Origin of the sequence: Inquilinus sp. CA228 (assembly GCF_052078665.1) — a bacterium.
Classification (GTDB): Bacteria; Pseudomonadota; Alphaproteobacteria; order DSM-16000; family Inquilinaceae; genus Inquilinus.
The window spans coordinates 26,751-52,519 of record NZ_JBQJIK010000032.1; the positions used below are offsets into that span (position 1 = coordinate 26,751).

Genomic DNA, 25,769 nt, shown 5'->3' on the forward strand with positions numbered 1-25,769 from the left:
GGCACAAGGGGCGACAGCTCGCGTCGGAGCATGGAAGCGGCAGTGAAGCGAATCAATCGGTTATCGATCTTTCTCGGCGCCGTTTCCGTGACCGCTATGCTCACGTCGATCGGCGCCTCGGCCCAGGAGCAGGGCCAGCAGCCGCAGCCGGCCACACCGGCCGCGGAGCAGCAGACGCCGCCAGCCGCACCGGCCGCGGAGCAACCCTCGCAGCCGGCCGGGCAGCAGCAGCCCCCGGTGATCAGCGCCGATGAGCTGATCTACGACCAGACCCTCGGTCTCGTCACCGCCCGCGGCAAGGTCGAGATTCACCAGAATCACCAGATCCTGCGGGCCGACCAGGTCACCTACAACCAGAAGACCCAGGTGGTCGCCGCCAGCGGCCACGTCACCATGGTGCAGCCGGGCGGCGAGGTGATGTTCGGCGAGTATGCCGAGCTGACCGACGACCTGAAGGACGGCTTCATCCAGCAGGTGTCGCTGATCCTGTCCGACAACTCGCGCATGGTCGGCAACAGCGCGGTGCGCGAGCGCGGCGAGGTCACCACCATCGACCGCGCCGTCTATTCGCCCTGCAACCTGTGCAAGGACGATCCGACGCAGCCGCCGCTGTGGCAGATCCGCGCCGTGCGGGTCACCAACGACGCGGTGGCGAAGGACATCATCTACCACGACGCCTTCATCGACCTGTTCGGCGTGCCGCTGTTCTACACGCCCTACTTCTCGATGCCCGACCCTTCGGTCGACCGGCGCCAGGGCTTCCTGTTCCCGACCTTCGGCTCGACCTCCGATGTCGGGCCGTTCTTCGGGCTGCAATACTATTTCGACATCTCGCCGGACCAGGACGCCACGCTCGGCACCATGATCACGCGGGATGCCGGCACGCTGTTCAGCGGCGAGTATCGCAAGCGCTTCGACAAAGGCCTCGTCACCCTCGACGGCAGCATCAACCAGAGCGGCTACGACAAGATCCTGAACGACAATTCAGGCTTCAACGGCAGCAACCTGGACTTCCGCTCGCAGCAGGTGCGCTGGCACTTCTTCGGCACCGCCGCCTACGACTTCGACCAGAACTGGCGCTTCGGGGTGAATGTCCAGCGCACCTCGGACCGGACCTATCTCGACAACTTCAACATCTCCGGCTCCGACGTGCTGCAGAGCCGCGCCTATGCCGAGGGCTTCTACGGCCTCAGCTACATCTCGGTCGAGGCGCTGGACTGGCAGGACCTGCGCACCCCCGGCACCGGGATCGGCAACAAGGGCTTCTCGCCCACCATCCTGCCCTGGGCCCAGGGCAACTACGTCAGCGAGCCGAACACCGTCTTCGGCGGCCAGTGGTTCGTCAACGCCAGCGCCATCAGCCTGCTGCGCGACTACGACCCGGTGACCAGCGATCCCACCCGCGGCGTCGACACCCGCCGCCTGTCCAGCCAGGTCGGCTGGCAGCGCGACTTCTACACCGACAGCGGCATCGTGCTGAACGCGCGCACCTATCTGCGCGGCGACCTGTACCAGTCGAGCGACATGCCGGACGGGACCAAGGTGGTGGATGGCGGGCCCGACGAGGTGCTGACCCGCGACGCCAGCGCCGCCCGGCTGTTCCCGGTCGCCACGCTGACCGCGCGCTACCCCTTCGTCGGCCAGATCGGCACCTACCAGCAGATGCTGGAGCCGATCGTCAGCTTCAGCGTCGCGCCGGAGATCAGCAACGGCAACAAGATCCCGAACAACGACAGCGCCGACATCGAGTTCGACGAGATCAACCTGTTCAGCGAGAACCGCTTCCCCGGCCTCGACCGGGTCGAGGGCGGCCAGCACGTCTCCTACGGCTTCCGCTACGGCCTCTACGCGCCGGACGGCGCCTCCGCCACCTTCTTCCTGGGCCAGAGCTACCGGTTCGAGGAGGACGACGACTTCCCGGAGAGCTCCGGCCTGCGCGACAAGGTCTCGGACTATGTCGGCCGCGCGACCTTCCATCCGGGGCCGTATCTGAACCTCGACTGGCGGTTCCGGCTGGACAAGGACAATTTCTACAGCCGCCGGCAATTCATCCAGGCCACCACCACCCCCACGGAGTGGCTGAACCTGCACGTCAACTACAGCCTGCTCGACGACAAGGGCCCGGACGACGACGGCAACATCTTCAACCAGCAGCAGCTCGGCACCGGCGGCACCGCCAAGGTCTCGGACTACTGGTCGCTGTCGACCGGGATGACCTACGATATCCAGAACATGCGGCCGTTCACCTACAACGTCGGCGCGCAGTACCAGGACGAGTGCTTCACCTTCGGCGTCACGGTACAGCGCCGCTTCACCACCGCCGAGGACCAGAAGGAAGGCTACTCCGTCTTCCTGACGCTGAACCTGAAGAATCTCGGCGAGGTGCCGGTGAAGCTGAGCAGCGAGGAGAGCCGCGCCGCGGGCAGCTGACCCGCCGGTCCGACTAGCCCGGCCCGGCCGCCGCCAACGTCCGGGCCTGGCAGCGCGCTACCCTGGCGACGGCACGGTCGGCCCGGCTGGCCAGCGGCGGCAGCTCCCGCCCCTCGCCGATCGTGGCCAGCACCTCGTCCTTCAGCGCCACGGCCCGCGGGTCGCCGAAGGCCCGCCACAGCGCCTGGAAGCCCCGGTGCCTCGCCGCCTGGAACGGCTGCCGCCGCCCCAGCGCGTCGCGCGCCGGATGCGGCGGGAACAGATGGGCGCAGGGCACCCAGCCGGCCGGGATCGGCGCCGTCACCGCATGGGTCCGGCCGCTGGCCAGCAGCTTCGGCAGGACATGGGTGTGCGGCCCCTCCGGGCTCTTGCCGTCGGCCGGCGGCACCGGCTGGTACACCTCGATCCGCCCCGGCCGCCCCAGGAACACGCGGTGCGGGCCGGCATGGATCACCGCGCCCATCAGCGGGTTGCCGGGCTCGAACAGCGACCGGCCGGCTCCGGCGCGCAGCTGGACCAGCAGCGCCGGGTCGGCGGTGCGGACGCAGATATCGGCCTGGGCCACGCCGAGGCCGAGGTCGAACAGCACGGCGTCGCGGTCCTGCGGCCGCAGCGCCGCGCGGTCGGGGCCGAGCTCGGCAACGACGGTGCGCCGGCTCATCGCGGCTGCTTCCGCCTCCAGGCACAGCGCCACGGCGTGGCTCCAGCGGTCGCCCTGCCCGGTCGCGGTCTCATAGGCCACCGGCCGCAGACCGGCGATCCAGTCGATCCGCATCGCGCCGAGGCCGGTGACCACGGCGACGCCGGCCTCGTCGGCGACGACCGACGCCGGCTCCTCCGGCGTGCGCATGAACTCGGCGATGGCGCCGAAGCCGCCCAGGCTCCACCCCGTCTCCGGCTCCTCGGCCTGGTCCAGGATCAGCCGCCGCACCGCCTCCGTCATCATCGCCCCTCCCCCTGCTCTGGCGCCGCGATGCGCGACCAGGGCAGGACATAGCCGACCCCGTCGCGCACGCCGCGCTGCACCTCCACGCCATAGGCGCGGCGGAGGTGGTCGTCGGTCAGCACCGCGGCGGGCAAACCATTGGCCAGGATCCTGCCGCCCCGCAGCAGCACCAGCCGGTCGCAGAACCGACCGGCCAACGCCAGGTCGTGCAGCACCACCAGCACCCCGGCGCCGGCCAGGATCAGGGCCCAGCCGACCGCCATCGGCGGCAGCACCAGCCAGACATGCTCCAGGCTGCGGTCGGCCAGCGACCCCATCAGCCAGAACACGATCTCCAGCGCCGCATAGGGGTTCGGCGACAGGTTCAGCGCCAGCGCGGTCAGGGCGCCGGCGGCGCTGCTGATGGCGACGCCGGCCAGGATCCCGGTCATGGTCCCGGCGCCGCGCCGGGCCAGGGCCAGCAGCATCAGCGTCGCCAGCACCGCCCCGGCGATGCAGCCCAGCGGCAGGGCCAGCGCGAAGCTGCCGGCGAGGCCGGTGTAGAACACCAGCACGGCGCCCAGCGCCGCCGCGGCCGAGACGCCGATCACCCCGGGCTCGGCCAGCGGGTTGCGCAGCAGCCCCTGCATCGCGGCGCCGCCGAGGCCAAGGCTGAACCCGACCAGCAGGCCCAGCAGCGCCCGCGGCAGCCGCAGCTCCAGCAGCACCAGCGCCGGCTGGCTCTGCCGCCCGGCCAGCAGGTCGCCGGCCGCGGAGGCGAGGTCGAGCGGTGCATAGCCGGTGGCGATCGACCCGGCCAGGCAGGCCACAGAGGCCATGGCGAGACCGGTGACCAGGACTGGATAGGACGGAGCCAAGACCTGGCGGGGCGTGGTGTCGGTTCCGGCGGTCATGATGAACCACAGGGGCAAGAAGGAGCGCGTCGCCTCTCCCGCCTGGCGGGAGAGGTCGGGCGTCCGCAGGACGACCGGGTGAGGGCTGGCCCGAGCCTCGACAAAGGGCCCTCACCCGGAGCCGCTGACGCGTCTCCGACCTCTCCCGCAAGCGGGAGAGGCAACGCAAATGGCCTTGATTGTTCTTTCACCGCCCCTCCTCCGCCTGCCGCGCGGCGGCGGCGATCAGGGCGGCGGCGTCGGCCACCTCCGGGCCGCCGCAGGTCCACAGCCGCGCCGGCACCCGGACCAGGCGCAGATCCGGCAGCGCGGCCAGGATCGGATGGTCCAGCATCGCCTCGCCCAGCGACGGCGCCCGGTTCTCCGGCTGGTTCAGGATCAAGAGCCGCACCCCGGCCAGCGCCACGCTCTCCAGCGGGATCTCGCCGTAATTCTCCAGCCCCTGCTCGGCGGCGAGGTTGCGGACGCCGGCCCGGCGCAGGATCTCGTCGACCAGCGAGCCACGGCCGGCGGTGAAGCCGTTCGGGCGCAGCACCACCGCCAGCGGCGGCGAGGCCGGGCTGCGGATGGCCGCCAGCCGGCCGTCCATCGCCGCGATCATCTGCTCGCCACGCTCCGGCTGGCCCAGGGCCGCCGCCACCTGACGGATCTGGGCGCGGACGCCGTCCAGGTCCTGCGGCACGCCCAGCTCCAGGATCGGCATGCCCAGGCGGCGCAGCAGCGCCACCGTGCTGCGGGTGGTGAAGGCCCCGACCACGACCAGGTCCGGCTGCAGCGCCGCGACCTCCTCCGCCATCCCGTGATTGACCGGCATCGAGGCCGCCTCGGCCGCCACCACCGAATTCTCCGGGTCGCGCGCCAGCCAGGTCACCGACCGCACATCGGCGCGGTCGGCCAGGCGCAGCACCAGCGCATCGGCACAGAGGTTGAGCGAGACGATCCGATGCGGCCGGGCCAGGGCGGGCGAGGCCGCGAGGCCGAGGGCCAGGAGCAGCGGGAGCACGGCAGGGCGGCGCATCGCGATCAGAAGCTGACCTTCATGCCGAGATAGCCGGCCCGCCGCAGCGAGCCGTAGGTCCAGACCTCCTCATAATCCTCGTCCAGCAGGTTGTCGATCCGGCCATAGACCTGCACCCTGTCGCTCATCTGGTACGACGCCGCCAGGTTCACCAGCGTATAGCCGTCCAGCGTCACCGGCGAGGAATTGAACACCTCGTCGAAGGCCAGGTCCTTCTGCCGGCCGTTGTAGTCGACGCCGAGATTGACGTTCGCAGCACCCTCCAGGAACCGGTAGTTGACGTTGAGGCTGGCGATGTTGCGCGGCCGGCGCACCAGATCCGCCCCGGTCGCGTCCTCCGCGTCGGTGTAGGTGTAGGCGGCGCGGATGGTCAGGTCGTCGACCGGCGTCACCGACAGACCCAGCTCCACCCCGCGCGCCGTGGCCGTGCCCGGCAGGTTGGCCGAGCTCTGCCCGTTGCCGACGATCAGGTCGCTGATCCGCTGCTCGAACCAGGTCGCGTCCAGCACCACCCGGTCGCCCCAGATCTCCTGGTCGAAGCCGGCGTCCCAGCCCTCCGCATGCTCCGGCTTCAGGTCGGGATTGCCGCGATAGGTGTTGGTGAAGCCGTACAGCTCGAACAGCGTCGGGTTCTTCACCCCGGTGCCGGTGGAGGCGCGCAGCTTGGTGCCCGTGGCCTCGATCCGGTAAGCGGCGGTCAGGCGGTAGGTGGTGGTGTCGTTGAACAGGTCGTTCAGGTCGTGCCGCACGCTGCCGGTCAGGAACAGGCTGTCGAGCAGGCCGAGCTGATACTGCCCGACCAGCCCGGTGGCGCCGATCCGGCGGCTGAAATCGGCGAAGCCGCTGCTGCTGTCGGCCTGCTGCTCCTCATGGTCGACGGCGAAGGTCAGGCGGTGCTCGGCCGGCAGCAATGCCTCGCTGTCCAGCGTCAGGTTGGTCTGGTAGTCGACCCTTGTGGTCTTGCCGCGATAGCTGCTGGTGATGACGTCGTCGCCGTCGCGATAGTCGCGGCTGTCGTCGGTGTAGGACAGGCCGACGATGTGCTCCCACCGGCCGTCGAGCAGCTTGAGCTTGCCCTGGATGCGGCCGAGGAAGGTCGAGCCGTCGACGTCGTCCTTGCTGTCGATGGCGCCGACGCCCCCGGCGAAGCCGTCGAGATCGGTGCGGAAGCGGGTGTAGCGGCCGACCACGTCGATATCGACCAGCTCGTTCGGGTGCAGCCCGATCTTGGTGTAGATCGTGCCGTTGCGGTACCCGTCGGCCTCGCTGCCATGGCGGGCGGACGACGCGCCGTCGGTGCGCAGGCCGGCGGTGCCGATCAGATAGTCGAGGTCGTCATTGCCGCCGCTGACCGAGGCGTTTCCGCGCAACGTGCCGTAGCCGCCGCCCTCGACCGAGGCGGTGCTGCCCACCGGTCCCTCGCCGCGCCGGGTGACGATGTTGACCACGCCGCCGATCGCGTCCGACCCATAGAGGGCACTCTGCGGTCCGCGCAGCACCTCGATCCGCTCGATGTCGTCGGCCATCAGATGGGCGAAGTCGAACTCCGACCCCGCCGAGGGGTCGTTGACCTCGATGCCGTCGATCAGCACGAGCGTCTGGTTGCCTTCCGAGCCGCGGATGCGCAGCTGGGTCAGCCCGCCGAGCGGGCCGGTGCGGTTGACGGCGACGCCCGGCACCTCGCGCAGCACGTCGGAAAGCTGGTGGATCTGCCGGTCCTCCAACTCCTGCCGGGTGATCACGGTAACGGCGCTGCCGACCTGGTCCGCCGGGGTCGGCGTGCGGTTGGCGGTGACCACGATCGGCGGGAGCGTCAGGCCGGGCTCGGCCTCCTGGCCCTCCGCGGGCATGGAGACGCCGGCCGCGAGCAGGACCAGGATGTAGCGGGACGGAACGGACATGGAGACCTCGGGGGACACGCTTGTGGCACGTCACCGCGAACGCTGTCTCCCCGGCCTGCGCCGGTTCGGCAACCACCAGGACACCCCGCCCGGCGTGCTCGCGCGTGACCACGACTGACGGCAGGTCTCCTGGCTTGCGGGTCGTCGCCCTTCCGTCGCCTTCCCGGGGCCCGAAACCCCCAGTGGCATGTTGACGGATGACTCGCCGCTCACAGTTGCGGGGGCAGCCGCGGCGTTGGGCCGAAGCCCGCACCGCGTTCCCTTTTGATCCCGAAGGAACCGTCGCAGCGAAGCTAGTGGGCGGCCGGCCGCGCCGTCAACAGCGCATCGAGGCCGAGCGCGGCGGCGTTGGCGCCGGAATCGGCATAGGGCGGCAGCCGGTCCTCCTCGCGCAGCTCGCTGTCGCAGATCGCCACCATCCGCGGCACCCAGCGCACGACATGGTCGACCAGGGCCCGCACCGCCGGCACCAGGCCGCGGCGCGAGGCGAACACCGCCTGCACCTCGCCCTCCGGCACGCGCCAGTCGAACAGCACATGCTCCAGCAGCCCGGCCTCGATCGCCGGCCGGCAGATATAGTCCGGCAGCAGCGCGGCGCCGAGCCCGTCGATCGCGGCCTGACGCAGGGTGAACATGTCGTCGCTGGCCAGCCGCGGCACATGCGGCACCGATTGCGGCGCGCCTGCCGCGTCGACCAGGGTCCAGACATGGCGACCGTCGGCATGGTGCAGGTCGAGCGTGCCGAGGCGGATCAGATCGACCGGCTCCGTGGGGCGGCCGATCCGGTCGAGCAGCGTCGGCGCCGCCACCACCACGCCGCGGGTCTGGGCCAGCACCCGGACGACGACATCGGAGGGCTCGGTCGGCGGCTTGCGCACCCGGAAGGCCAGGTCGACCCGCTCGTCGATCACGTCGACGCGGCGGCCGGTCAGCTCCATGGCGATGCGCACCGCCGGATGGGCGGCCAGGAAGCTGTTGATCAGCGGCGCGACCATGGTCTGCGCCAGGATGTGCGGGCAGGTGACGCGGATCAGCCCGCTCGGCTCCGACCGCGCCTGGGCCACCGCCTGCTCCGCCGCCTCGGCCTCGGCCAGCATGGTCTCGCAATGGCGCAGGAAGGTCTCGCCGACATCGGTCAGCGACAGCCGGCGGGTGGAGCGCTGCAGCAGCCGGACGCCGAGCCCCTCCTCCAGCGCCGCGATGCGGCGGCTGAGCCGCGACTTGGGCAGGCCGAGGGCCCGGCCGGCGGCGGTGAAGCCGCCCAGTTGCGCCACCTTGGCGAAGAGGCGGAGGTCGTTGAGGTCGAGCATGGCCGTCACCCGCAGTTTATTGTCTCACAGATAGAACGATCCATCGCGAAATTCCAGTCTACAGGTGGATTGCCTCCATCCGTAAATGCAATGCCGATGTCATTTACACCCACGGAGGGGTCCATGAAGATCCTGCAGATCGATTCCAGCCCGCTTGGCGACGCCTCGGTGTCGCGCCAGCTGACCAAGGCGACCGTCGACGCCTGGCGCGCCCGCCACCCGCAGGCCGAGCTGGCGTATCGCGACCTCGTCGCCGACGCGCCCGAGCATCTGACCGCCGAGCGTCTGGCCGTGATCAAGTTCGGCAAGGATGCCGAGCTGACGCCGGTCCAAGCGCAGGAGCGCGCGCTGATCGACAGCGTCGTCGAGGAGTTCCTGTCGGCCGACGTGGTGGTGATCGGCGCGCCGATGTACAACTTCTCGGTGCCGACCCAGCTGAAGGCCTGGATCGACCGGCTGGCCCAGGCAGGGCGGACCTTCCGCTACAGCGAGACCGGCCCGGTCGGCCTGGCCGGCGGGCGCAAGGTGATCGTCGTCTCCACGCGCGGCGGCATCTACACCGCCGGTCTCGAGGCCCTGGATCACCAGGAGGCCTATCTGCGCTCCGTGCTCGGCTTCATCGGCGTCACCGACATCGAGTTCGTGCGCGCCGAAGGGCTGGGATACGGGCCGGAGCACCGCGATCGCGCCGTCGCCGAGGCGCACCAGCAGGCCAAGGCCACCCTGGGCCTGGCCGTGGCGGCCTGAGCCGCCACCGTCCGAAACGCAACGAGGCGGGCTTTCGCCCGCCTCGTCGTTCTCAAGTCCCGGACCGAAGGGTCAGCGCATCACCGGCATGGTGAACTCCGCCCCGCCCTTGATGCCGGTCGGCCAGCGCTCGGTCACCGTCTTCAGCTTGGTGTAGAAGCGCACCCCGTCCGGCCCGTACATGCCGAGATCACCGAAGGCCGAGCGCTTCCAGCCGCCGAAGCTGTGGAACGCCATCGGCACCGGGATCGGCACGTTGACGCCGACCATGCCGACATTGCAGTTGCTGACGAAGGTCCGTGCCGCGTCGCCGTCGCGGGTGAAGATCGCGGTGCCGTTGCCGTATTCGTGCTTGTTCACGAGGTCCAGCGCGGTGGCGAAATCCGGCGTCCGCACCACCGACAGCACGGGCCCGAAGATCTCCTCCCGGTAGATCCGCATTTCCGGCTGCACCTGGTCGAACAGGCAGCCGCCGACGAAATAGCCGTTCTCATAGCCCTGCAGCCTCAGGCCGCGGCCGTCGACCACCAGCCTGGCGCCCTCCTGGACGCCGATGTCGACATAGCCGCGCACCTTGTCGTAGTGCTGCTTCGTCACCAGCGGCCCCATCTCGGCCTCGGGGTCGGTGCCCGGCGCCACCTTCAGCGCCCGCACCTTCGGCTCCAGCTTGGCGATCAGCCTGTCGCCGACATCGCCGACCGCCACCGCCACCGAGATCGCCATGCAGCGCTCGCCGGCCGAGCCGTAGCCCGCGCCCATCAGCGCGTCGACCGCCTTGTCGAGGTCGGCGTCCGGCATCACCACCATGTGGTTCTTGGCGCCGCACAGCGCCTGCACCCGCTTCCCATGCGCCGCCGCGGTCGCATAGATGTACTCGCCGATCGCGGTCGAGCCGACGAAGCTGACCGCCGCCACGCCCGGATGGGTCAAGAGCGTGTCGACCGCGACCTTGTCGCCATGCACCACGTTCAGCACGCCCGGAGGGGCGCCGGCCTCGAGCAGCTTGGCGGCCAGCCAGTTGGCGGCGGACGGGTCCTTCTCCGACGGCTTCAGCACGAAGGTGTTGCCGCAGGCGATGGCGACCGAGAACATCCACAGCGGCACCATCACCGGGAAGTTGAACGGCGTGATGCCGGCGCAGACGCCGACCGGCTGGCGGATCGAGAAGCTGTCGATCTCGCGCCCGACATTCTCGCTGAACTCGCCCTTCAGCAGATGCGGGATGCCGCAGGCGAACTCGACCACCTCGAGGCCGCGCTGGATCGACCCCTTGGCGTCGGACAGCACCTTGCCGTGCTCGGCGGTGACGATTTGCGCCAGTTCCTCGATGTTCTCCTCGATCAGCTGCTTGAAGCGGAACATCACGCGGGCGCGGATCACCGTCGGCGTCGCCGCCCAGCCGGGCAGCGCCTTGCGGGCGGAGTCGATGGCGGCGCCGGCCTCCTCGGCCGAGGCGAAGTCGACGCGGCCCGAGACCTCGCCGGTTGCCGGGTTGCACACATCCCCGGCCCGGCCGCTGCGGCCGGGCGCGGCCTTGCCGTCGATGAAGTGATGGATCGAACCCACGCTGCGCTCCTCCAGAATTCTCTCTTGCCGACAGGTCGGACAGCCGCCCGATTTGCCGCGCCCGTCGCGACGGGCTTGGCGGCCGGGGGCCCGCTGTCGTAACTGTCGGCCATGCTACGGCGGCGGCGCCCGCCGGCAAAGGATTTGGATGGGGTTCATGGGTCTCGGTCTTTACGATCCGGAGAGTCGCTACCGGCGGCGCGTCTGGGGCGCGATCATCCGCGTGTTCTTCTCGATCACCGTGCTGGTGGTGGTGGCGGCCTTCGCCTATCAGATCGGGGTCGAGCGGACGCGCGGTCAGATCGCGACGCTGCAGGCCCAGGTCGGCACGCTGTCTCAGGACAAGACCGGGCTGGAGCAGGACCGGGTGCGGCTGCAGGCGGCGGCGCAGACGGCGCAGATCCAGTACCGCGAGCTGATGGCCCGATTCGAGCGCGAGGTGCCGACCGGCACCTATCGCGAGCTGGCCGACAAGGTGGCGCAGCGGCTGCAGACCGGGCTCGACCCGCAGCGCCTGGCCTTCTACATCGACCAGGCCTCGGCGCCGCGCGACTGCAAGCCGGGCGAGAGCAAGCGCTTCATCCTGCCGACCCAGAACGCCACCGGCTCGAACAGCTCGGTTGCCTTCGCCAACAACACCATCGCCGTGACCGGCCGCGGCGAGAGCGCGCTGGACGACAACAACAAGGCGCAAGCGTGGTTCGACCCGGCCAAGTCCGTGACCGTCACCTTCCGCGGCATCGACGGCAAGCAGGCCACCGCCACCGGCGTGCTGCCGCTGTTCCAGACCATCGTGGTCGGCGACAAGGAGTACCGCTTCAGCCTGGTCGAGGGCGAGCGCAGCTTCGTCCGCGTCACCAACGAGGTCTGCGCCTTCCCCTGATCCAGGAGCCGCCGATGCCGCCCTCCCCGCTCCGCCGCGTGGTCATCACGTACGAACCCGAAGCGGCGTGCCGGGCACGGCTGGAGGCGGCCGGCTTCGATCCCGCCGCGGCGGCGGAAATCGCCTGCTACCTGGCCCAGGCGACGGATCTGGCCGCGATCCGGCCGGAGCTTGCGGCGACGCTCGCCGAGGCCGGGCTGGAGGCCGAATTCGTCGAGCTCGACGGGCTGATCGGCGCCCTGCCCGACCTCGTCGCCCGGCGCGACGACACCATCCTGTGGTGCCAGACCGACGGCATCGCCTATTACCGCGGCAGCGCCGTCAGCGCCCTGGCGCGGCTGGCCGGGATCGGCAGCTATGGCAGCCCGCCTCAGGCCCAGCACCTGTGCCAGGACAAGTTCAAATGCACCGCCCTGGCCGCGGCGGCCGGCCTGCCGGTGCCGCCGACTGCCCTGGCCGAGGGCCGGCGGGTGATCGCCGGCGCCGCGGTGCTGGACGGGCCGGGGCCGTTCTTCGTCAAGCCGAACACGCTCGGCGCCAAGATCGGCATCTTCGCCGATTCGAGGACGGCGGACGCGGCGGCGGCCCTGGAGGTCGCGGCGCGGCTATGGGACCGCTATCGCGACCGGGCCGTGATCCAGCCCTTCCTGCCGGGCCACGACATCCGGATCAGTTTCATGGATGTCGGCCGGCCGCTGGCCGCGTCCCTGGGCATCGCCCGGCTGGGCAAGGATCCGGGCAGCGAGACCGGCGGGGCCTTCATGACCATGCGCGACAATGCCAGCCTGTCGGGCAGCCGCGACACCGAGGGCGGCCGGAGCGGCTTCGGCGAGGGCCGAGAGCGTGCCTTCATCCCGCAGCTGTCCGATCTGCGCGTCGAGGCCGGCCCGGCGGCGGCCCGGATCGTCGCGGCGGCGGAAGCCCTGGTGCCCCGCCTGGCCGAACTCTTCGGCCTGCGCGACTACTTCTCGGTCGACCTCCGCGCCGGCGAGGATGGCAGTGTCCACATCCTGGAGTTCGAGACCTGCCCGGCGGTGACGATCTACGACTTCCAGACCTATTTGCGCGACGCCCACGGCCTGTCGCTCGGCGCCGCCCTCGCCCGCTCCCTGGCCCTGGCGCATCGTCGGCCGGCGGAGCCGTGAGGCGCCGGCATTGACCGCCGCCGCTTCTGGTCCAAGATCCGGCGGCCTGATCGCAAAGGGGGGCACACGCATGTCGAGCGAAACCGACGCACCGGCCGGGCCGATCTCGTCGAACGACGTCCCGTGGGAGGACTGGTCCGACATCCCGCGCTTCGTCACGCGCTACCGGCACCTGACCCGGGCCGCGGTCGGCGGCGACTACCATGTCGGCGTCGCCATCGAGGACCTGGGGCCGGGCAAGCAGAGCTCGCCGGCGCACTATCACATCTTCGAGGAGGAGCATGTCTACATCCTCGAAGGCACGGTCACCGCGCGCCTCGGCGCCGACGCCCATGAGATGAAGGCCGGCGACTATGTCTGCTACCCGGCCGGGCAGAAGGCCGGGCACTGCCTGGTCAACACCGGCGACTCCGTCTGCCGCTACGTCGTGGTGGGCGAGCGCAACCCGAACGAGGTCTGCGTCTACACCGACACCAACAAGGTGCTGGTGCGGCCCCTGGGACGGCGCGTGATCCTCGACCTGGCGGCGACGCGCGGCTATTGGGACGGCGAGGACACCGGCCTGCCGCCGGGCGTCGCCCCGCCCGCCGATGCCATGGAGCCCGAGGCTCCGGTCGTGCCGAAGCCGCCGATCGCCGAAGCCGCGGTCGACTGGCATGACGACGGCGTGCCCGGCAGCGACCGGTTCGGCGGCCGCTCGAAGCACCTGACCCATGCGGCGGTCGGGGCGGGCTATCGCGTCGGCGTGCTGATCGAATCGCCGGCGCCCGGCAAGCGCCTGTGCCCGACCCATTACCATATGCTGGAGGAGGAGCATGCGCTGGTCCTCGAGGGCCAGGTGACGCTGATCCTCGGCGACGAGCGCCACGAGCTGACGGCCGGCGACTATGTCTGCTTCCCCGCCGGCCGCAAGCTCGGCCATTCCTTCATCAACAGCGGCCCGGGCCCTTGCCGCACCCTGATGATCGGCGAGCGCAACCCGAACGAGGTCTGCGTCTACCCGGATTCGAACAAGATGGCGGTCGGCGCCCTGCGCACGCGGGACGACATCTTCGACATGTCGGGGCTGCGGCGGTACTGGGACGGCGAGGAGACGGCCGGCTAGCCATCTGCGCCCGGCCAGGAAATACCGGCGCGACCTGATTGCCGGCGATTGAACGTCCCGGCGGCTGCCGGGTCTGATTGACCGCGCACGCCCAACGCCTCCCCCGCCCACATCATCATGCGCCTGCGCCGCCGTTGCCCGGCTGTGGCCCGCGGGCAACAGAGTGTCGTTACGACGAAGTATACATTTTTGTATGTATGTTACGAATTTGTGCCGGCCTAGGGTTTGTTCGTCTCAGGCACCCGTCCAAAGCGGCCAAATCAAGCCAACGCGACTGTGCCTTCGAGGACACAGAGCTCTGCCGGCAGGCGGGCGTCGCGAGTGAATCGCCCCGCATCGGTGCGGGCGAAGGGAGGCAGAATGAAGCAGGTACTGCTGGGAGGCACGGCGCTGGCCGCTGCCGCGTTGATCGGGGCCATGCCGGCATCGGCAGCCGATGCGAATGTGACGTCCGGACTGCAGTTGAAGATCACCGGATTCATCGCCGCGCAGTCCGCGCTGGTGCTCTCCGACACCGACCACTCGAGCTTCGACCGCGACTACGACTTCCAGACCAACGCGCGGATGCAGTTCGACGTCAAGAACGTCACCGATTCCGGCCTGGAATATGGCGGCCGCATCCGCTTCGACTCGGTCAACCGGCGGGACGGCGTCCTGGTCGACCGCACCTATGTCTATGTGAAGGGAGACTTCGGCACGATCACCTTCGGTGACGGGCCGACCGTCGCCGACGATTTCGGCTATGTCTACGCCCATGACGAGCTGGCCGGCGCCATCGGCGCCGGCGGCATGGATTTCGGCGACCTGCTGGACGGCGACTTCCCGGTGGGCGGCGGCAACTTCTACTCGATCGATGCCACCTATCTCGGCGGCCTGGCGAACGACGACACGCGCATCAAATACACCTCGCCGACGATCAACGGCTTCAGCTTCGGCGTCGATTTCACCCCGGTCGTGGGCGGGTCGACCCATGCCGGCCCCGGCGGCCGCAACGACCTGGTCAACGACAGCAGCACGCTGTACGAGAACGTCGTCACCGGCGGCGCGCAATGGGACGGCGATATCGGCGGCGGGACCGACCTGAAGATCTCCGCCACCGCCGCCACTGGCAACGGCGTCACCACCGACAACAATCCGGAGCATCACGACCTCGAGGCCTACACCCTCGGCGGCCGGGTCAAGTCGGGCGGCATCGCCGCCAGCGTGGACTGGACCCACTATTCCAGCCTGTACCTGACCAGCAAGTCGGTGGACACGGTCATCGGCGACGTCAGCTACCAGTGGGGTCCGTTCCTGACCTCGGTGTCCTATGCCTATACCTGGGCCGGCAGCAACAACGGCCTGGTGCAGCCCTACACCGGAGCCACGGACCTGCAGGACAACCACATCGCCGGCGTGAACCTGACCTACACGCTCGCGCCGGGCCTGAACACCTATGCCGAAGTGATCTACGAGAAGCAGAACTTCCGCGAGGGCAAGGATTTCGAGAACGCCAACCTGCTGACCGGCATCAACCTGGCGTTCTGAGGTTCCGGGTCGATCCGGACGCGACGGACCGCTCCCAACGGCCACTGTCTCGTTCCCTCCTAGGCTGAAGATCGCGTCCGGTCGATGGGGATGCGCGGCGCTGCCGGCCGCGCATCCCCTATTTTCATTCGAGGATCATGATGGCGCTCCGCGCCCTTCACCCCGACGCACACGGGAACGCATCTGCGCATGGAGCAGTCGGGCTTCCGACCCGGCCAGAAGCAGGCCTATGGCGGCGCCAAGGCCGGGTGGCAGCAGTTCCTAGCCGATCTGGAGCACGTCCTGGCGCGCCAGGATTGAGACCGTCGCCCGAAATTCCCGATCCGCTCGTCTTCGACAGGAGGTTTCCTTGAGCCTATAAATCCGGCAGATTCACCGCTGGCTGTCCATCGCCTTCACGATGACCGTCGTCGCCACGGGGCTGAGGGAGCCTCCCGAATGGGTGCTGTACTCACCGCTGCTGCCGCTTTTCCTGCTGCTGTTCACCGGCCTGTACATGTTCGTGCTCCCCTGCGCCACCAAGGGACGCAGCGGGTCACTGCGAAGCCGGCCGCGGATACCAGCAGGCCGGTTTCGGACCCATAACGGTCAAAGGTAAAGCCCATGGTTTTCTGGATAGCGAGCGTGGTTGGATTGGCGATCGCTTATCTCTTCGGTTCTACGCCCACGGGCTATCTGGCGGGGAAACTGCTCAAAGGCATCGATATCCGAGAGCACGGCTCCAAATCCATTGGGGCAACGAACGTATTGCGAACCCTGGGGAAATGGCCTGCGTTGGTGGTGCTCCTGGTCGATGTGCTGAAAGGTGTGGGGGCGATCGTCTTTGCCCGCTGGTTTTATCCTTGGTTCTATACATTGCCGTCCGTCACGCCACCGACAGCGCTTGATCTGAAAACCTGGGTGCCTTGGGCTGTTTGCTTGGCCGGACTTGCCGTGTTGTTGGGGCATAGCCGTTCGATTTGGTTGAATTTTGCAGGCGGCAAATCCGTTGCGACGGGGTTAGGCGTGTTGCTGGCGATGTCTTGGCCGGTAGGTTTAGGGGCTGCGATGGTTTTTGGCGTTGCCTTGGCTATTTTTAGAATTGTTTCCCTTGGTTCGATGCTAGCGGCGTTGACTGCGATCGCTCTCATCTGCGGCTGGGAGCAACCGCTGCCCTATCGGTTATTGGTAATTGCAGGGTGCATTTACGTGATTGTGCGCCATCGCGCCAACATTCAGCGGCTACTGTCTGGAACAGAGCCCCGCCTGGGGCAAAGTAGCCCAGAATCAAAAACGGAAGTGCGAATATAGTGCGTGCACTCTGGGCTGTCGAGATCGTCAACATGGGCTGCTTGTGGCCCATCTCAGTCAGTCTGGCCCGCCCCGATAGTGGCGATTGCACTCAGTGCCGGAGAGCGGACCTGACCGCACGCGACCAGAAGCTGACCATCGATCGTAGATTGGGACTATTCCTTCTGCGTTGCCGCAATCAGAGATGCGATGTCGCGCGCATTGAGCTTGTTGAGTTCCTCGAATGCCGCTGCGGTGTATTCTTTCTGACCCGCGCCCTCACCATAGAGGTGATAGGCGTTATCTTTATAGTAAAACATGAAGACAAACGGGACTGCAGGATTGTCTTTGTCAGCCGAAATAATCAAAGTTGATTTATCAGGGCAGCTGTAAACCAACCATCCTCTGCCGCCATAAGTCCGGTGCAGAGGACCAATATCGCATCGCTGGGGTTGGTCACGCTTCGGTGCCTCTGCTGCGTCGACCGACACCGTCAGGGCTAAGAACAATAGCCCAATCCCGATGGTCTTCATATTAGAGGGACTTCCGCTTCCCGCCCTTCCGGCACTCTCTTTCACGGCCCCGCCTCACGGCGCCGCCGGGTTCTTGCCGACCACCTTCTGCAGCTCGCGGTCGACTTGGACCTTGACGTCCTGCTCGACCTTGATGTTGAGGTTGATCTCGATCGGCTTGTCCGGCGCCTCGACCCGGATCACCGGCGAGCAGGCGCCGAGCAGCGCGGCAAGGCACAGGCCGGCGGCGCGGGATCGGTCGGTCATCGGGCCTCTTCCCTTCAGCATGGCGGCTCGGCGGTGCGGCGCCTGAGCCGCTCCGCATAATAGTCCCGGATGCGGTCGCCGATCCGCGCCAGCGCCAGGCTGCGCCGGGCGATGACGTAGAGCTCGCCCGACAGGTTGACGTTGAGCGCGATCGGGAACCCGCCATAGAGGTCGGGGTTGGAGCCGCGCACCGCCAGCCTGACATTCGCCTCGCCGTCGCTGCGGCCGTCCAGCGTCGCCCGCAGCGACTGGTACTGGAAGTTGCGCAGCGCCGTCATCAGCGTGTCCATGCCCGGGTCGGCGGCGGCCGCCGCCTTGATCTCGTCCGGCGCCGCCTCGCCGCCATAGCGGATCTCGCCCGGGCCGCGCGTCGCCAGCACGCCGTTCTCGACCACGATCGTGTCGCGGTCGAGGCGGAACGGGATGGTGCCGTCGACGATGCCGGTGGCCCGCACATCGTCCAGCCCGGCCGCGGCTACGGCGCGGGCCAGGTCGAGCCCCTCGATCTTCAGCACCGAGGGCCGGCGCCGGCCGGAGCCGCCCTCGACGCCGATCTTCGCCCCGGTCCAGTCGAGCGCCAGCCGCCGCAGGTCGACGCCGCCGGCCTGGCTCCAGCCGAAGCGGGCGTCGACATCGGTCAGGGGCGGCATCTCGCCGTCCAGGACGAACCGGCCGATCCGGACCCGCTGCCCGGCCGGCAGCCGCAGCGGCGAGAACCGGTCGAGCCGCAGCTCGGCCGCCGCCGCCTCGGCCCGGCCCCAGGGCGTGCGGAAGGCGCCGTTGCGCAGCCGCAGATCCAGCGCGGTCTCCGCGGCGCTGCCCCAGGCGATCCGCCCGCTGCCCTCCAGCCGGCCGTCGATGCAGGCCAGCGGCAGCGCGGCCAGGGCCGGCACCACATCCTTCGGCTGCAGCCCGCGGCGGCGGAACCGCACCGGATCGAGCACGAGGTCGAGCCCGCCGTCGCCGGTCGTCAGGTCGTGCGAGCCGGTGCCGGCGGCGCGGGCCCGGCCCTCCGGATCGGTCAGCTCGGCCTCGAGCGACAGCGTGTCGGTGGCGGCGTCGAGCCGGCTGCGCAGCGCTGCCTTCATCGGCACCACCGGGTCGCCCTCGATCGCCAGCCGCGCCGCGGTCAGGCTGGCGTCGATCGGCACTGGCGCGCCCGGGACGACCATGGCCTCGGCGTCGACATCCTCGACCGACAGCCCCGGCAGCGCCAGCTTGCCGTCCGCCGCGGTCAGGCGGTAGCTGCCGTCGGGCTGGGCCGGCGCGATCGCCAGGACCGGCGTGGTCGCGGTCAACCGGGTCGCGCTGGCGCCGGCGCCGATCGAGAGGACCAGCGCCAGGGCCGGCACCGATGCCCGCACCAGCGGCGGCCGGTCGCTGTCGAGGTCGGTCTCCAGCAGCGGCCGGCCCTCGGCATCCGGGCACAGCAACGCCGCCGCCGGCTCGGCCAGGCGCAGCCGCGGCGTGAAGTCCTGCGCCGGCGCCGTCATTGACAGGCATTCGCCATGCACCGGCCGCACCGTCAGATGCTGGCCGACGGTGTCGACCCGGACCGTGCCCTGGGCCGTGGCGTTGCCGCCCGCCTTGCCCGGCAGGCCGATCGCCGAACTGCCCGACAGCGTCACCGTCCAGCCGCCATCGGTGGTCTCGCCCGACGCCGTCATCGGGCCGGGGTCGATGGTCAGGCCGATCGCCTCGAAGGGGTCGAGGTCCAGCACCGCCTTCGGCACCCGGACCTTGGCCTGGCCGGCATCGTTCAGCCCGAGCTCGGCGTCGATCGAGCCGGCGACGTCGTAGCCGGCGACATTGCCCTTGGTGGCGCCGGCCAGCCGGGTCCACCAGGTGTCGCCCTCGCGGCTGAACTCCAGGCGCTGCGGCCCGCCGTCGCCGGGCAGCCAGTCGAGATCGACCGCGAGCTTGCCGGAGGCGAAGCGGCCCGCCACCTTCCAGGGCCGGCTGCCGGCCAGGGTCAGCGTGCCGCCGGACAGGTCGATGGTGGCGCTGAGCTGCCCGGTCTGCAGCGCCACGCCGCTGCCGGCCTGGACGCCGTCGGTCGAGACCCGGATGAAGCCGTCGGCCAGCAGCTGCGGCAACTGGTCGAGGCTGGGCAGGCCAGGGGTGCGCAGCGTCAGCCAGGCGTTGACATTGGCCTTGCCGGTCACCCCGCCCTCGAAGCCCAGGGCCGGCACCACCGCCGCCAGGTCGTTGGCCGCGACCTGCACCGCCAGGTCGGTGCCGTCGCCCTGCTTCGCGCCCTGCAGCTGCAGGCCGAAGCTGCCCTCGCCGGTGCCGATCTTGGCACCGATGATCAGTTGCTGCAGCCGCTGCAGCGTGCCGTTGCCCTGCACGCCGAAATCGCGGAACCGGGCCGTGCCGCGCACCACCTCGGCGACCGTCAGCGCGCCCTGGATCTCGCCGCTGCTGTCGCGCCCCCCGCCATAGGCGATCCAGCCGGTGACCCCGTCCAGCGACAGCTGGTCCGACCGGAAGCTGGCCTGCTCCAGCTGCACGCCGCCATAGATCTGGCCCTCGGGGGTGTTGGTCAGGTCGAACTTGGCCTGGGCCGCGGCACCGGCACCGGCCGGGCGCAGCCGTCCGCTCCACACCAGCCGGCCCAGCTCGTTGACCGCACCTTCGGCCTCGACCGGGGTGCGGATTCGGCCCCAGGGGGTGTCGATCACGATCGTGCTGTCGCTGACCGAGATGGTCTGGAACGGGATCGCGCCCAGCCCTCCTCCGCCGCCACCGCCCTCCAGCACCTCCATCCGCGGCAGGTCCAGCGCGCCCGACCGGTCGATGCCGAGCCGGATCGACACGCCGGACAGAGCGATCGAGGACAGATGGCCCTCGCGGATCAGGGTCCAGGGGTTGAAGCCGAGGGAGATGCGGTCGATCGTGATCCGCCCATCCGCCACGGCGATGCCGCCGATCTCGGCCGAGCCGAGATCGACGCTGGACACGGTCAGCCGCTCGACCGGCACGCCTTCGGCCCTGAGGCGGGCGATCGCCTCGGCCTCGACCCAGCCGGGCAACACCCCGCGCGCCGCGATCGCGAGCCCGACCAGGGTCGCGAGCAAAGCGGAGAGGCCGATCGTCCAGCGGCGACGGGGAAGGAAGCGCGCCATCCTGCCACTCTAACCGAGGCGGAGCGCCAAAGCAGCGTGCAGGTTGGTCCGGGGCAACCTAAGACCGGAGATCCTTCAGCATATAGCTGGTGTCCTCCAGCACGCCCGTCGGAGAACAGGCATGGCCGGGGACAATGCCGAACAGGCGGAAACCCAGGCTCTCGTAGAGCGTCTCGCCGCTGTCGCCACGCCGCGTGTCGAGCAGCAGCAGGGTGCGGCCGTGCCGGCGCGCCAGATCCTCGCCCGCCAGCATCAGCGCCCGGGCGATGCCGCGGCGCCGCGCGGCCGGATGCACCAGCAGCTTGGCGATCTCGGCCCGGTGAATGCCGTTGGCCGGCATGCCGAGCACCAGTTGCACCGTGCCGACCGTGCGTCCGTCCAGCCGCGCCACGATCAGCCGCCGGTCGCCGCTGCGGAAGGCGGGCTCCAGCCCCAGCCAGAACTCCCGCGCCGCCGCGACCGTGAAGGGCAGCACGAAGCCGACGCTGGCGCCGTCCAGCACGCAGGCCTGCAGCACCTCGGCGAGGTCGTCGAGATGCGCGGCGAGGCCGTCGGGGGCGACCTCCGACAGGGTGACCGGGGACGGACCGGGGGTGTCGGGCATGGCGGCGCTTATGGCTTGCACAGGGCGATGACGTAATGGGCCGGCTGCGGGCCGGGGCAGTGGAAGCGGGTCGGGCCGAACAGGCGGTAGCGCAGGCAATCGCCCGGGCGGAGCCGGTGCACCACATCGTCCACCATCAGGTCCAGCATCCCGTCCAGCATCCAGACATGCTGCTCGAGGCCGTGGATCGGCGGCGTGTCGTAGCTGACGACGGCGTCGGCCGGCAGCACGCCCTCGACCAGCTCGCCGCGGAAGCCGGTGGCGGGCGGCGAGACGCTGCGGCGGCGGAAGCCGGTTTCGGGATCGGTCCAGCCCGGCTGGTCTTCCCGGCGCAGCAGCTGCGGCGGGTCGGTCTCGACCTCGGCGATCAGGCCGGACATGGTGCGGCCATAGGCGGTGCAGAGCCGGCCGAGCAGCGAGGCGGTCGGGCTGGTCTCGCCGCGCTCCAGCCGCGACAGCGTCGCCCGGCTGACGCCGCTGCGCTCGGCCAGCGCATCCAGCGACCAGCCCTGCTCCGCCCGCAGCGCCGCCAGGCGCGCGGCCAGCCGGGCATCCACCGGCTCCAATTCATTGGCGAGGTCACTTCTCATGATCGGGAAACTATCCCGATCATGAGAAACAGGCAAGCGCCGTTACGGCGTTGGCGGCGGGGCGAAGCGCGGATCGCGCGGCGCGTCGCCCGGGAACGGCCGGGGCGAGTTGGCGACGACCTCGTTGGCCGGGTCGTCCAGCGTGAACAGCGCCACGCCGATCACGCCGATATTGCGCGGGTCGCCCTGCGGCGTGTTGGCGGCATAGGCGTCGTCCGGTGCGGAGAAGCGGAAGGCCGCGACCTCGTCCTCGCTCTTGCGGAAGCCCTCGATCACCAGCATATCGCCCGGACGCACCACATAGCCCCGGTTGGCGATGCTGCCGGACCGGCCGTTCAGCACGTCGAGCCCATCCACCGTGGCCACCACCTCGACCGTCCGCCGCCCCCGGTTGCTGAAGGCCAGCCGGTAGAGGTTGCCGGATCGGCCCTGGAGGCGGAGGTCGCCGCCGCTGGTCGGCGTCAGCCGCAGCGGCGTGCCCCTGGCGCCGAGCACCGAGAATTCGACGGTGCCGTCCGCGACCGGCAGGCTGCGGATCGTGCTGACCGGCCCCATCGCCGCGCTGCGGCGGCCGTCATAGCGGATCGTCACCTGCGCCTCCGGCCGGTCCGGCCAGAAGCGGGTCAGGCTGACGAAGCGGATCGGCGACCGGATCTCCTCGCCCCAGCGCGTGCCCAGCCGCTCCGTCTCCGCAACCGGCGGCCGGACGGGTTCGCTCCGGCGCGGCTGGGACGCTGCCGCACCCTGGCTCTCCAACGGCACGAGCCCGTCGGCGACTCCGGGCGCGGCGAGGCGCGAAACCGGCTCCTGATACAGCGTCAACTCCTGCACCGCCGGCCGCGACGACACGCAGGCGGCCAGGGCCAGCAGCAGCCCGGCCATCAGGATCTTCGACAGAATGCGCATGATCTCTCCCCAGAGATATCCAGCGCGGCATCATCGGTCCCGCTCTGCGGCGAAGCCGTGGCGGGGTGGAGGTGATTCGGCGGCCGAGCAATCCCGGTACAATGGCGGGCCAGCGGCCCTGCTACCGATCGGCGATGGGCCTGCCGCCCGCCAGACGGAGACGACCATGCCGCTTGCCGCGCCCTGCCCCTGATCGCCCTCCTCGCCTCCCCCGCCGCCGCGGACACGCTGCCCGAATGCCGCGCGCCGGCGGCGCTGGACGACGGCTGGGCCGTCGCCTCGCCCGAAGGCGAGGGCTTCGACCCGGTGCAGCTCTGCGCCCTCGGCCCGGCGCTGGAGGCCTGGCCGGAGGGCAACGCCCACGCCGTGCTGGTCGTGCGGCACGGCAGGCTGGTCTATGAGCACTACTTCGCCGGCGAGGATGAGCGCTGGGGCCAGCCGCTGGGGAAGATCCCGCATGATGCGGAGACCAAGCACGATTTGCGCTCGATCACCAAGAGCGTGACGTCGCTGCTGGTCGGCATCGCCGTCGACTATGGCTGGATCAAGGACATCGACGCGCCGGTGCTGGCGCTGCTGCCGCAATACGCCGATCTGCGCTCGCCCGAGACCGACCGCATCACCCTGCGGCACCTGCTGACCATGTCGAGCGGGCTGGCCTGGAGCGAGGACCTGCCCTACAGCGACCCGCGCAACAGCGAGCGGCTGATGTCGGACGCGCCGGACCCGTACCGCTATGTGCTGGAGCAGCCCTTCGCCGCGGCGCCGGGCGAGCGCTGGACCTACAGCGGCGGATCGACCGCCCTGCTCTCCGCCGTGCTGAAGCAGGCATCCGGCCGGTCGCTCGACGTGCTGGCGCAGGAGGTGCTGTTCGCGCCGCTCGGCATCGTCGATGTCGAATGGGTGCGCTATCCGAATGGCGACCCGGTCGCAGCCTCCGGCCTGCGGCTGCGGCCGCGCGACATCGCCAAGCTCGGCCGGCTGGTGCTCGACCGCGGCGCCTGGCAGGGCAAGCCGATCGTGTCGGCCGGTTGGATCGGGCAGTCCACGGCATCGCAGATCGCCGTCGAGGACCAGGTCGCCTACGGCTTCCAGTGGTGGCTCGGCCGCTCGCTGGTCGACGGCCGGGAGGTCCGCTGGGCCGCCGGAATCGGCTGGGGCGGGCAGCGGCTGTTCCTGGTGCCGGACCGGGACCTGCTGGTGGTGGTCACCGCCGGGCTCTACGACCGGCCCGACCTGCAGGACCAGCTCGGCCGGACCGTGCTGGACCGCCATGTCCTGCCGGCCCTGGCGCAACCCTAGGGCGCTTCCTGCGAACGGTAGAAGGCCGCCGCGTCGGCGGTGAAGGCCGTGCGCGCGGACGCGTCGAAATAGAACATGTGGCCGCCCTTGTAGAGCCGGAGCGCCACGCGCCCCTCGCGCCCCAGCAGCGGCAGGTGGTCGATCAGGTAGCGGCTGACCGAATAGGGCGTGACGATGTCGCTGCGGCCATGGGCCACCAGCACGTCGAGATCGGGGTTGAGCGCCAGCAGCTCGCGCAGGTCCCGCTCGATGCTGGCCTGGACGATGCCGCGGGCCTCCCAGCGCCATTGCCCGGCGATGTCACGGTTCAGCAGGTTGAAGGTCAGCACGGTCTTGAAGCCGAGCGCGTCGCGCGCATGGCCGACGAACAGCCCGCCGAGGGCCTGGGTATAGCCGTCGAGCACCGGGTCGAAGCCGTCATCCGCCGGGGAGTCCGGGAACGGGTCGGGCGACAGGAAGGCGGCGTCGTAGGCGCTGACGATCCCGTCCGCGCCGGCCTGGTCGAGATAGGCGTCGCCGATGAAGCCGCGCGACCGGGCGACGATGTCGGGCGATACCCCGGTCAGCTGGGCCACGCGGGCATAGAAGGCGTCGGCCGCCTCGCCCTCGGGCGGGCGGCCCGCCAGGGTCGTCAGGTAGTCGGTCAGGGCGAAGCGCTCGGCCGCGGCCAGCGCTTCGGGGGTGAAGGCGTCGCGGCGGTCGAGCGCGGCGGCGGCGAGCGAGGGCAGCCGCAGCGCCGCCACCAGCGCGAAGCGGCCGGCGCCGAACATCAGCCGGCCTTCCACGAAGGGCGAAACCATGACGATGCCGTTGACCAGGACGCCCTGCTCCCGCTGCAGGGCGCGCGCCAGCTTGACGCTGCGGAAGCCGCCATAGCTCTCGCCCAGCAGGAATTTCGGCGAGACGCTGCGGCGGTTCTGCGCCAGGTACAGCGCGACGACCTTGGCCAGCGACTGGGCGTCGGCGCGCTCGCTCCAGAAATCCTTCGCCGTGTCGGGATCGGCGGCGCGGCTCCACCCCGCGCCGACCGGATCGACGAAGACCAGATCGGTGAAGGCCAGCCAGGTGTCGGGGTTGTCGTGCAGCCGCGCCCTGGCCGGATCCCGCGCGAAATCGGGCCCGACCGCCCGCGGCCCCGCCAGTCCGAGCTGCAGATAGGCCGAGGCCGCGCCGGGCCCGCCATTGAACACGAAGGTGACCGGGCGGGTCTCGGCCGGGGCATCGTCGAGGACATAGGCGGTGTAGAAGACCGCGGCCGAGCGCTTGCCCGTCTGGTCGAACAGGGGAATTGTCCCGGCGGTGGCGGTGGTGGCCATCGTCCGGCCGCCGGCCGTCACAGTGTGTTGGGTGACCGAATCTTCCGGCAGCAGCGCCAGCACGCCGCCGGCGGGGGCGGCACGGCCCGCAGCACCGCCCTCCGACGGCTGCGCCTGGGCGGCGGCGGCCAGCAGCAGGACGACCAGCCCGGCGAGGAACGATCGGAACGAAATCCGGCGCAGCATGGTCACCCGTCCGGCTAGACATTCATCCGACTTTACCACCCTCAATATCCCGATGAAATTCCGCACAATCCCTGTTATAAATACATGAGCGGAACAAAGATAATCGGACGCTTCTTGTTCTCTGCCATTGCGATTGTGCAGACCCGATGTCCGCGCGTTTCCTGCTTGCCGCCGCCCTGCTCCTGATCTCGGGATGCGATCGGCCGCCTCCCCCAAGC

Annotated in this window: 21 protein-coding genes, 1 pseudogene and 1 riboswitch; of the genes and pseudogenes, 9 read left to right on the forward strand and 13 right to left on the reverse strand. The window is 70.0% G+C overall.

Annotation, left to right across the window (positions count from 1 at the left end; all coding sequences use genetic code 11):
* Positions 1 to 96: 96 nt before the first annotated feature.
* A complete protein-coding gene (locus ACTOWL_RS17400; RefSeq protein ID WP_441322562.1) occupies positions 97 to 2,430 on the forward strand; it encodes an LPS-assembly protein LptD in 2,334 nt (777 codons plus the stop codon).
* Between the two features lie 13 nt (positions 2,431 to 2,443).
* Here ACTOWL_RS17400 and ACTOWL_RS17405 read toward each other — a convergent pair whose 3' ends face one another.
* From ACTOWL_RS17405 to ACTOWL_RS17425, 5 genes are all read right to left on the reverse strand, one after another.
* Entirely contained in the window at positions 2,444 to 3,373 is a 930-nt protein-coding gene (locus tag ACTOWL_RS17405) for a DUF6925 family protein (protein WP_441322519.1), read from the reverse strand.
* Positions 3,373 to 4,269: an iron chelate uptake ABC transporter family permease subunit gene (locus ACTOWL_RS17410; protein ID WP_441322520.1), complete on the reverse strand. Its 897-nt coding sequence runs from the start codon at positions 4,267 to 4,269 to the stop codon at positions 3,373 to 3,375. Before ACTOWL_RS17410 ends, ACTOWL_RS17405 begins: the two co-directional genes overlap by 1 nt.
* A 187-nt stretch (positions 4,270 to 4,456) precedes the next feature.
* The gene (locus ACTOWL_RS17415; protein ID WP_441322521.1) at positions 4,457 to 5,272 is read right to left on the reverse strand and encodes an ABC transporter substrate-binding protein; all 816 of its coding nucleotides are present in this window, start codon (positions 5,270 to 5,272) and stop codon (positions 4,457 to 4,459) included.
* A 20-nt stretch (positions 5,273 to 5,292) separates the two neighbouring features.
* Positions 5,293 to 7,188: a TonB-dependent receptor plug domain-containing protein gene (locus ACTOWL_RS17420; protein ID WP_441322522.1), complete on the reverse strand. Its 1,896-nt coding sequence runs from the start codon at positions 7,186 to 7,188 to the stop codon at positions 5,293 to 5,295.
* A 102-nt stretch (positions 7,189 to 7,290) separates the two neighbouring features.
* A riboswitch (cobalamin riboswitch) is annotated at positions 7,291 to 7,486 on the reverse strand.
* Positions 7,482 to 8,498, reverse strand: coding sequence for a LysR substrate-binding domain-containing protein (locus ACTOWL_RS17425; protein ID WP_441322523.1), 1,017 nt, complete (start codon positions 8,496 to 8,498; stop codon positions 7,482 to 7,484). (Overlaps the previous riboswitch by 5 nt.)
* 123 nt (positions 8,499 to 8,621) lie before the next feature.
* Here ACTOWL_RS17425 and ACTOWL_RS17430 point away from each other — a divergent pair, with 123 nt between their 5' ends.
* Positions 8,622 to 9,245 carry an FMN-dependent NADH-azoreductase gene (locus ACTOWL_RS17430; protein ID WP_441322524.1) on the forward strand — a complete coding sequence of 208 codons (624 nt, stop codon included), beginning with the start codon at positions 8,622 to 8,624 and terminating at the stop codon, positions 9,243 to 9,245.
* Positions 9,246 to 9,317: 72 nt separating this feature from the next.
* On the opposite strand, the gene ACTOWL_RS17435 is transcribed toward ACTOWL_RS17430, so the two are convergent.
* Complete coding sequence (locus ACTOWL_RS17435; protein ID WP_441322525.1) at positions 9,318 to 10,811, reverse strand: CoA-acylating methylmalonate-semialdehyde dehydrogenase; 1,494 nt, start codon at positions 10,809 to 10,811, stop codon at positions 9,318 to 9,320.
* Positions 10,812 to 10,968: 157 nt separating this feature from the next.
* Here ACTOWL_RS17435 and ACTOWL_RS17440 point away from each other — a divergent pair, with 157 nt between their 5' ends.
* From ACTOWL_RS17440 to plsY, 6 genes and pseudogenes are all read left to right on the forward strand, one after another.
* Complete coding sequence (locus ACTOWL_RS17440) at positions 10,969 to 11,694, forward strand: hypothetical protein (RefSeq protein WP_441322526.1); 726 nt, start codon at positions 10,969 to 10,971, stop codon at positions 11,692 to 11,694.
* A gap of 14 nt (positions 11,695 to 11,708) precedes the next feature.
* Entirely contained in the window at positions 11,709 to 12,839 is a 1,131-nt protein-coding gene (locus ACTOWL_RS17445) for an ATP-grasp domain-containing protein (protein ID WP_441322527.1), read from the forward strand.
* Between the two features lie 70 nt (positions 12,840 to 12,909).
* On the forward strand, positions 12,910 to 13,944 hold the full coding sequence (locus ACTOWL_RS17450) for a cupin domain-containing protein (protein WP_441322528.1): 1,035 nt from the start codon (positions 12,910 to 12,912) through the stop codon (positions 13,942 to 13,944).
* A gap of 360 nt (positions 13,945 to 14,304) precedes the next feature.
* Positions 14,305 to 15,471: a porin gene (locus tag ACTOWL_RS17455; RefSeq protein ID WP_441322529.1), complete on the forward strand. Its 1,167-nt coding sequence runs from the start codon at positions 14,305 to 14,307 to the stop codon at positions 15,469 to 15,471.
* A 168-nt stretch (positions 15,472 to 15,639) separates the two neighbouring features.
* Positions 15,640 to 15,771, forward strand: a pseudogene (locus ACTOWL_RS17460) (SRPBCC domain-containing protein); the annotation flags it as partial.
* Positions 15,772 to 16,074: 303 nt separating this feature from the next.
* Positions 16,075 to 16,761 carry a glycerol-3-phosphate 1-O-acyltransferase PlsY gene (gene plsY, locus ACTOWL_RS17465; RefSeq protein ID WP_441322530.1) on the forward strand — a complete coding sequence of 229 codons (687 nt, stop codon included), beginning with the start codon at positions 16,075 to 16,077 and terminating at the stop codon, positions 16,759 to 16,761.
* Positions 16,762 to 16,916: 155 nt separating this feature from the next.
* On the opposite strand, the gene ACTOWL_RS17470 is transcribed toward plsY, so the two are convergent.
* Genes ACTOWL_RS17470 through ACTOWL_RS17495 form a run of 6 tightly spaced genes read right to left on the reverse strand, consistent with a single transcriptional unit; the run spans position 16,917 to position 22,747 of the window.
* A complete protein-coding gene (locus ACTOWL_RS17470) occupies positions 16,917 to 17,273 on the reverse strand; it encodes a hypothetical protein (RefSeq protein WP_441322531.1) in 357 nt (118 codons plus the stop codon).
* A gap of 54 nt (positions 17,274 to 17,327) precedes the next feature.
* Positions 17,328 to 17,519 carry a YnbE family lipoprotein gene (locus tag ACTOWL_RS17475; protein WP_441322532.1) on the reverse strand — a complete coding sequence of 64 codons (192 nt, stop codon included), beginning with the start codon at positions 17,517 to 17,519 and terminating at the stop codon, positions 17,328 to 17,330.
* A 14-nt stretch (positions 17,520 to 17,533) separates the two neighbouring features.
* Positions 17,534 to 20,647, reverse strand: a complete 3,114-nt coding sequence (locus ACTOWL_RS17480; RefSeq protein ID WP_441322533.1) for an intermembrane phospholipid transport protein YdbH family protein — start codon at positions 20,645 to 20,647, stop codon at positions 17,534 to 17,536.
* Positions 20,648 to 20,705: 58 nt separating this feature from the next.
* Positions 20,706 to 21,251, reverse strand: coding sequence for a GNAT family N-acetyltransferase (locus ACTOWL_RS17485; protein ID WP_441322534.1), 546 nt, complete (start codon positions 21,249 to 21,251; stop codon positions 20,706 to 20,708).
* An 8-nt stretch (positions 21,252 to 21,259) separates the two neighbouring features.
* A complete protein-coding gene (locus ACTOWL_RS17490; protein ID WP_441322535.1) occupies positions 21,260 to 21,841 on the reverse strand; it encodes a helix-turn-helix domain-containing protein in 582 nt (193 codons plus the stop codon).
* 42 nt (positions 21,842 to 21,883) lie between these two features.
* Complete coding sequence (locus tag ACTOWL_RS17495; RefSeq protein ID WP_441322536.1) at positions 21,884 to 22,747, reverse strand: hypothetical protein; 864 nt, start codon at positions 22,745 to 22,747, stop codon at positions 21,884 to 21,886.
* Between the two features lie 306 nt (positions 22,748 to 23,053).
* On the opposite strand from ACTOWL_RS17495, the gene ACTOWL_RS17500 reads away from it, so the two are divergent.
* Positions 23,054 to 24,049, forward strand: a complete 996-nt coding sequence (locus ACTOWL_RS17500) for a serine hydrolase domain-containing protein (protein ID WP_441322537.1) — start codon at positions 23,054 to 23,056, stop codon at positions 24,047 to 24,049.
* On the opposite strand, the gene ACTOWL_RS17505 is transcribed toward ACTOWL_RS17500, so the two are convergent.
* The gene (locus tag ACTOWL_RS17505; RefSeq protein ID WP_441322538.1) at positions 24,046 to 25,551 is read right to left on the reverse strand and encodes a S10 family peptidase; all 1,506 of its coding nucleotides are present in this window, start codon (positions 25,549 to 25,551) and stop codon (positions 24,046 to 24,048) included. The genes ACTOWL_RS17500 and ACTOWL_RS17505 overlap by 4 nt on opposite strands.
* Between the last annotated feature and the right edge of the window lie 218 nt (positions 25,552 to 25,769).

Coding starts and splice junctions, on each gene's coding strand:
- ACTOWL_RS17400 (WP_441322562.1), top strand. CDS start 97: ATGCTCACGTCGATCGGCGCCTCGGCCCAGGAGCAGGGCCAGCAGCCG.
- ACTOWL_RS17405 (WP_441322519.1), bottom strand. CDS start 3,373: ATGACGGAGGCGGTGCGGCGGCTGATCCTGGACCAGGCCGAGGAGCCG.
- ACTOWL_RS17410 (WP_441322520.1), bottom strand. CDS start 4,269: ATGACCGCCGGAACCGACACCACGCCCCGCCAGGTCTTGGCTCCGTCC.
- ACTOWL_RS17420 (WP_441322522.1), bottom strand. CDS start 7,188: ATGTCCGTTCCGTCCCGCTACATCCTGGTCCTGCTCGCGGCCGGCGTC.
- ACTOWL_RS17425 (WP_441322523.1), bottom strand. CDS start 8,498: ATGCTCGACCTCAACGACCTCCGCCTCTTCGCCAAGGTGGCGCAACTG.
- ACTOWL_RS17430 (WP_441322524.1), top strand. CDS start 8,622: ATGAAGATCCTGCAGATCGATTCCAGCCCGCTTGGCGACGCCTCGGTG.
- ACTOWL_RS17440 (WP_441322526.1), top strand. CDS start 10,969: ATGGGTCTCGGTCTTTACGATCCGGAGAGTCGCTACCGGCGGCGCGTC.
- ACTOWL_RS17445 (WP_441322527.1), top strand. CDS start 11,709: ATGCCGCCCTCCCCGCTCCGCCGCGTGGTCATCACGTACGAACCCGAA.
- ACTOWL_RS17450 (WP_441322528.1), top strand. CDS start 12,910: ATGTCGAGCGAAACCGACGCACCGGCCGGGCCGATCTCGTCGAACGAC.
- ACTOWL_RS17455 (WP_441322529.1), top strand. CDS start 14,305: ATGAAGCAGGTACTGCTGGGAGGCACGGCGCTGGCCGCTGCCGCGTTG.
- plsY (WP_441322530.1), top strand. CDS start 16,075: ATGGTTTTCTGGATAGCGAGCGTGGTTGGATTGGCGATCGCTTATCTC.
- ACTOWL_RS17470 (WP_441322531.1), bottom strand. CDS start 17,273: ATGAAGACCATCGGGATTGGGCTATTGTTCTTAGCCCTGACGGTGTCG.
- ACTOWL_RS17475 (WP_441322532.1), bottom strand. CDS start 17,519: ATGACCGACCGATCCCGCGCCGCCGGCCTGTGCCTTGCCGCGCTGCTC.
- ACTOWL_RS17480 (WP_441322533.1), bottom strand. CDS start 20,647: ATGGCGCGCTTCCTTCCCCGTCGCCGCTGGACGATCGGCCTCTCCGCT.
- ACTOWL_RS17485 (WP_441322534.1), bottom strand. CDS start 21,251: ATGCCCGACACCCCCGGTCCGTCCCCGGTCACCCTGTCGGAGGTCGCC.
- ACTOWL_RS17490 (WP_441322535.1), bottom strand. CDS start 21,841: ATGAGAAGTGACCTCGCCAATGAATTGGAGCCGGTGGATGCCCGGCTG.
- ACTOWL_RS17495 (WP_441322536.1), bottom strand. CDS start 22,747: ATGCGCATTCTGTCGAAGATCCTGATGGCCGGGCTGCTGCTGGCCCTG.
- ACTOWL_RS17505 (WP_441322538.1), bottom strand. CDS start 25,551: ATGCTGCGCCGGATTTCGTTCCGATCGTTCCTCGCCGGGCTGGTCGTC.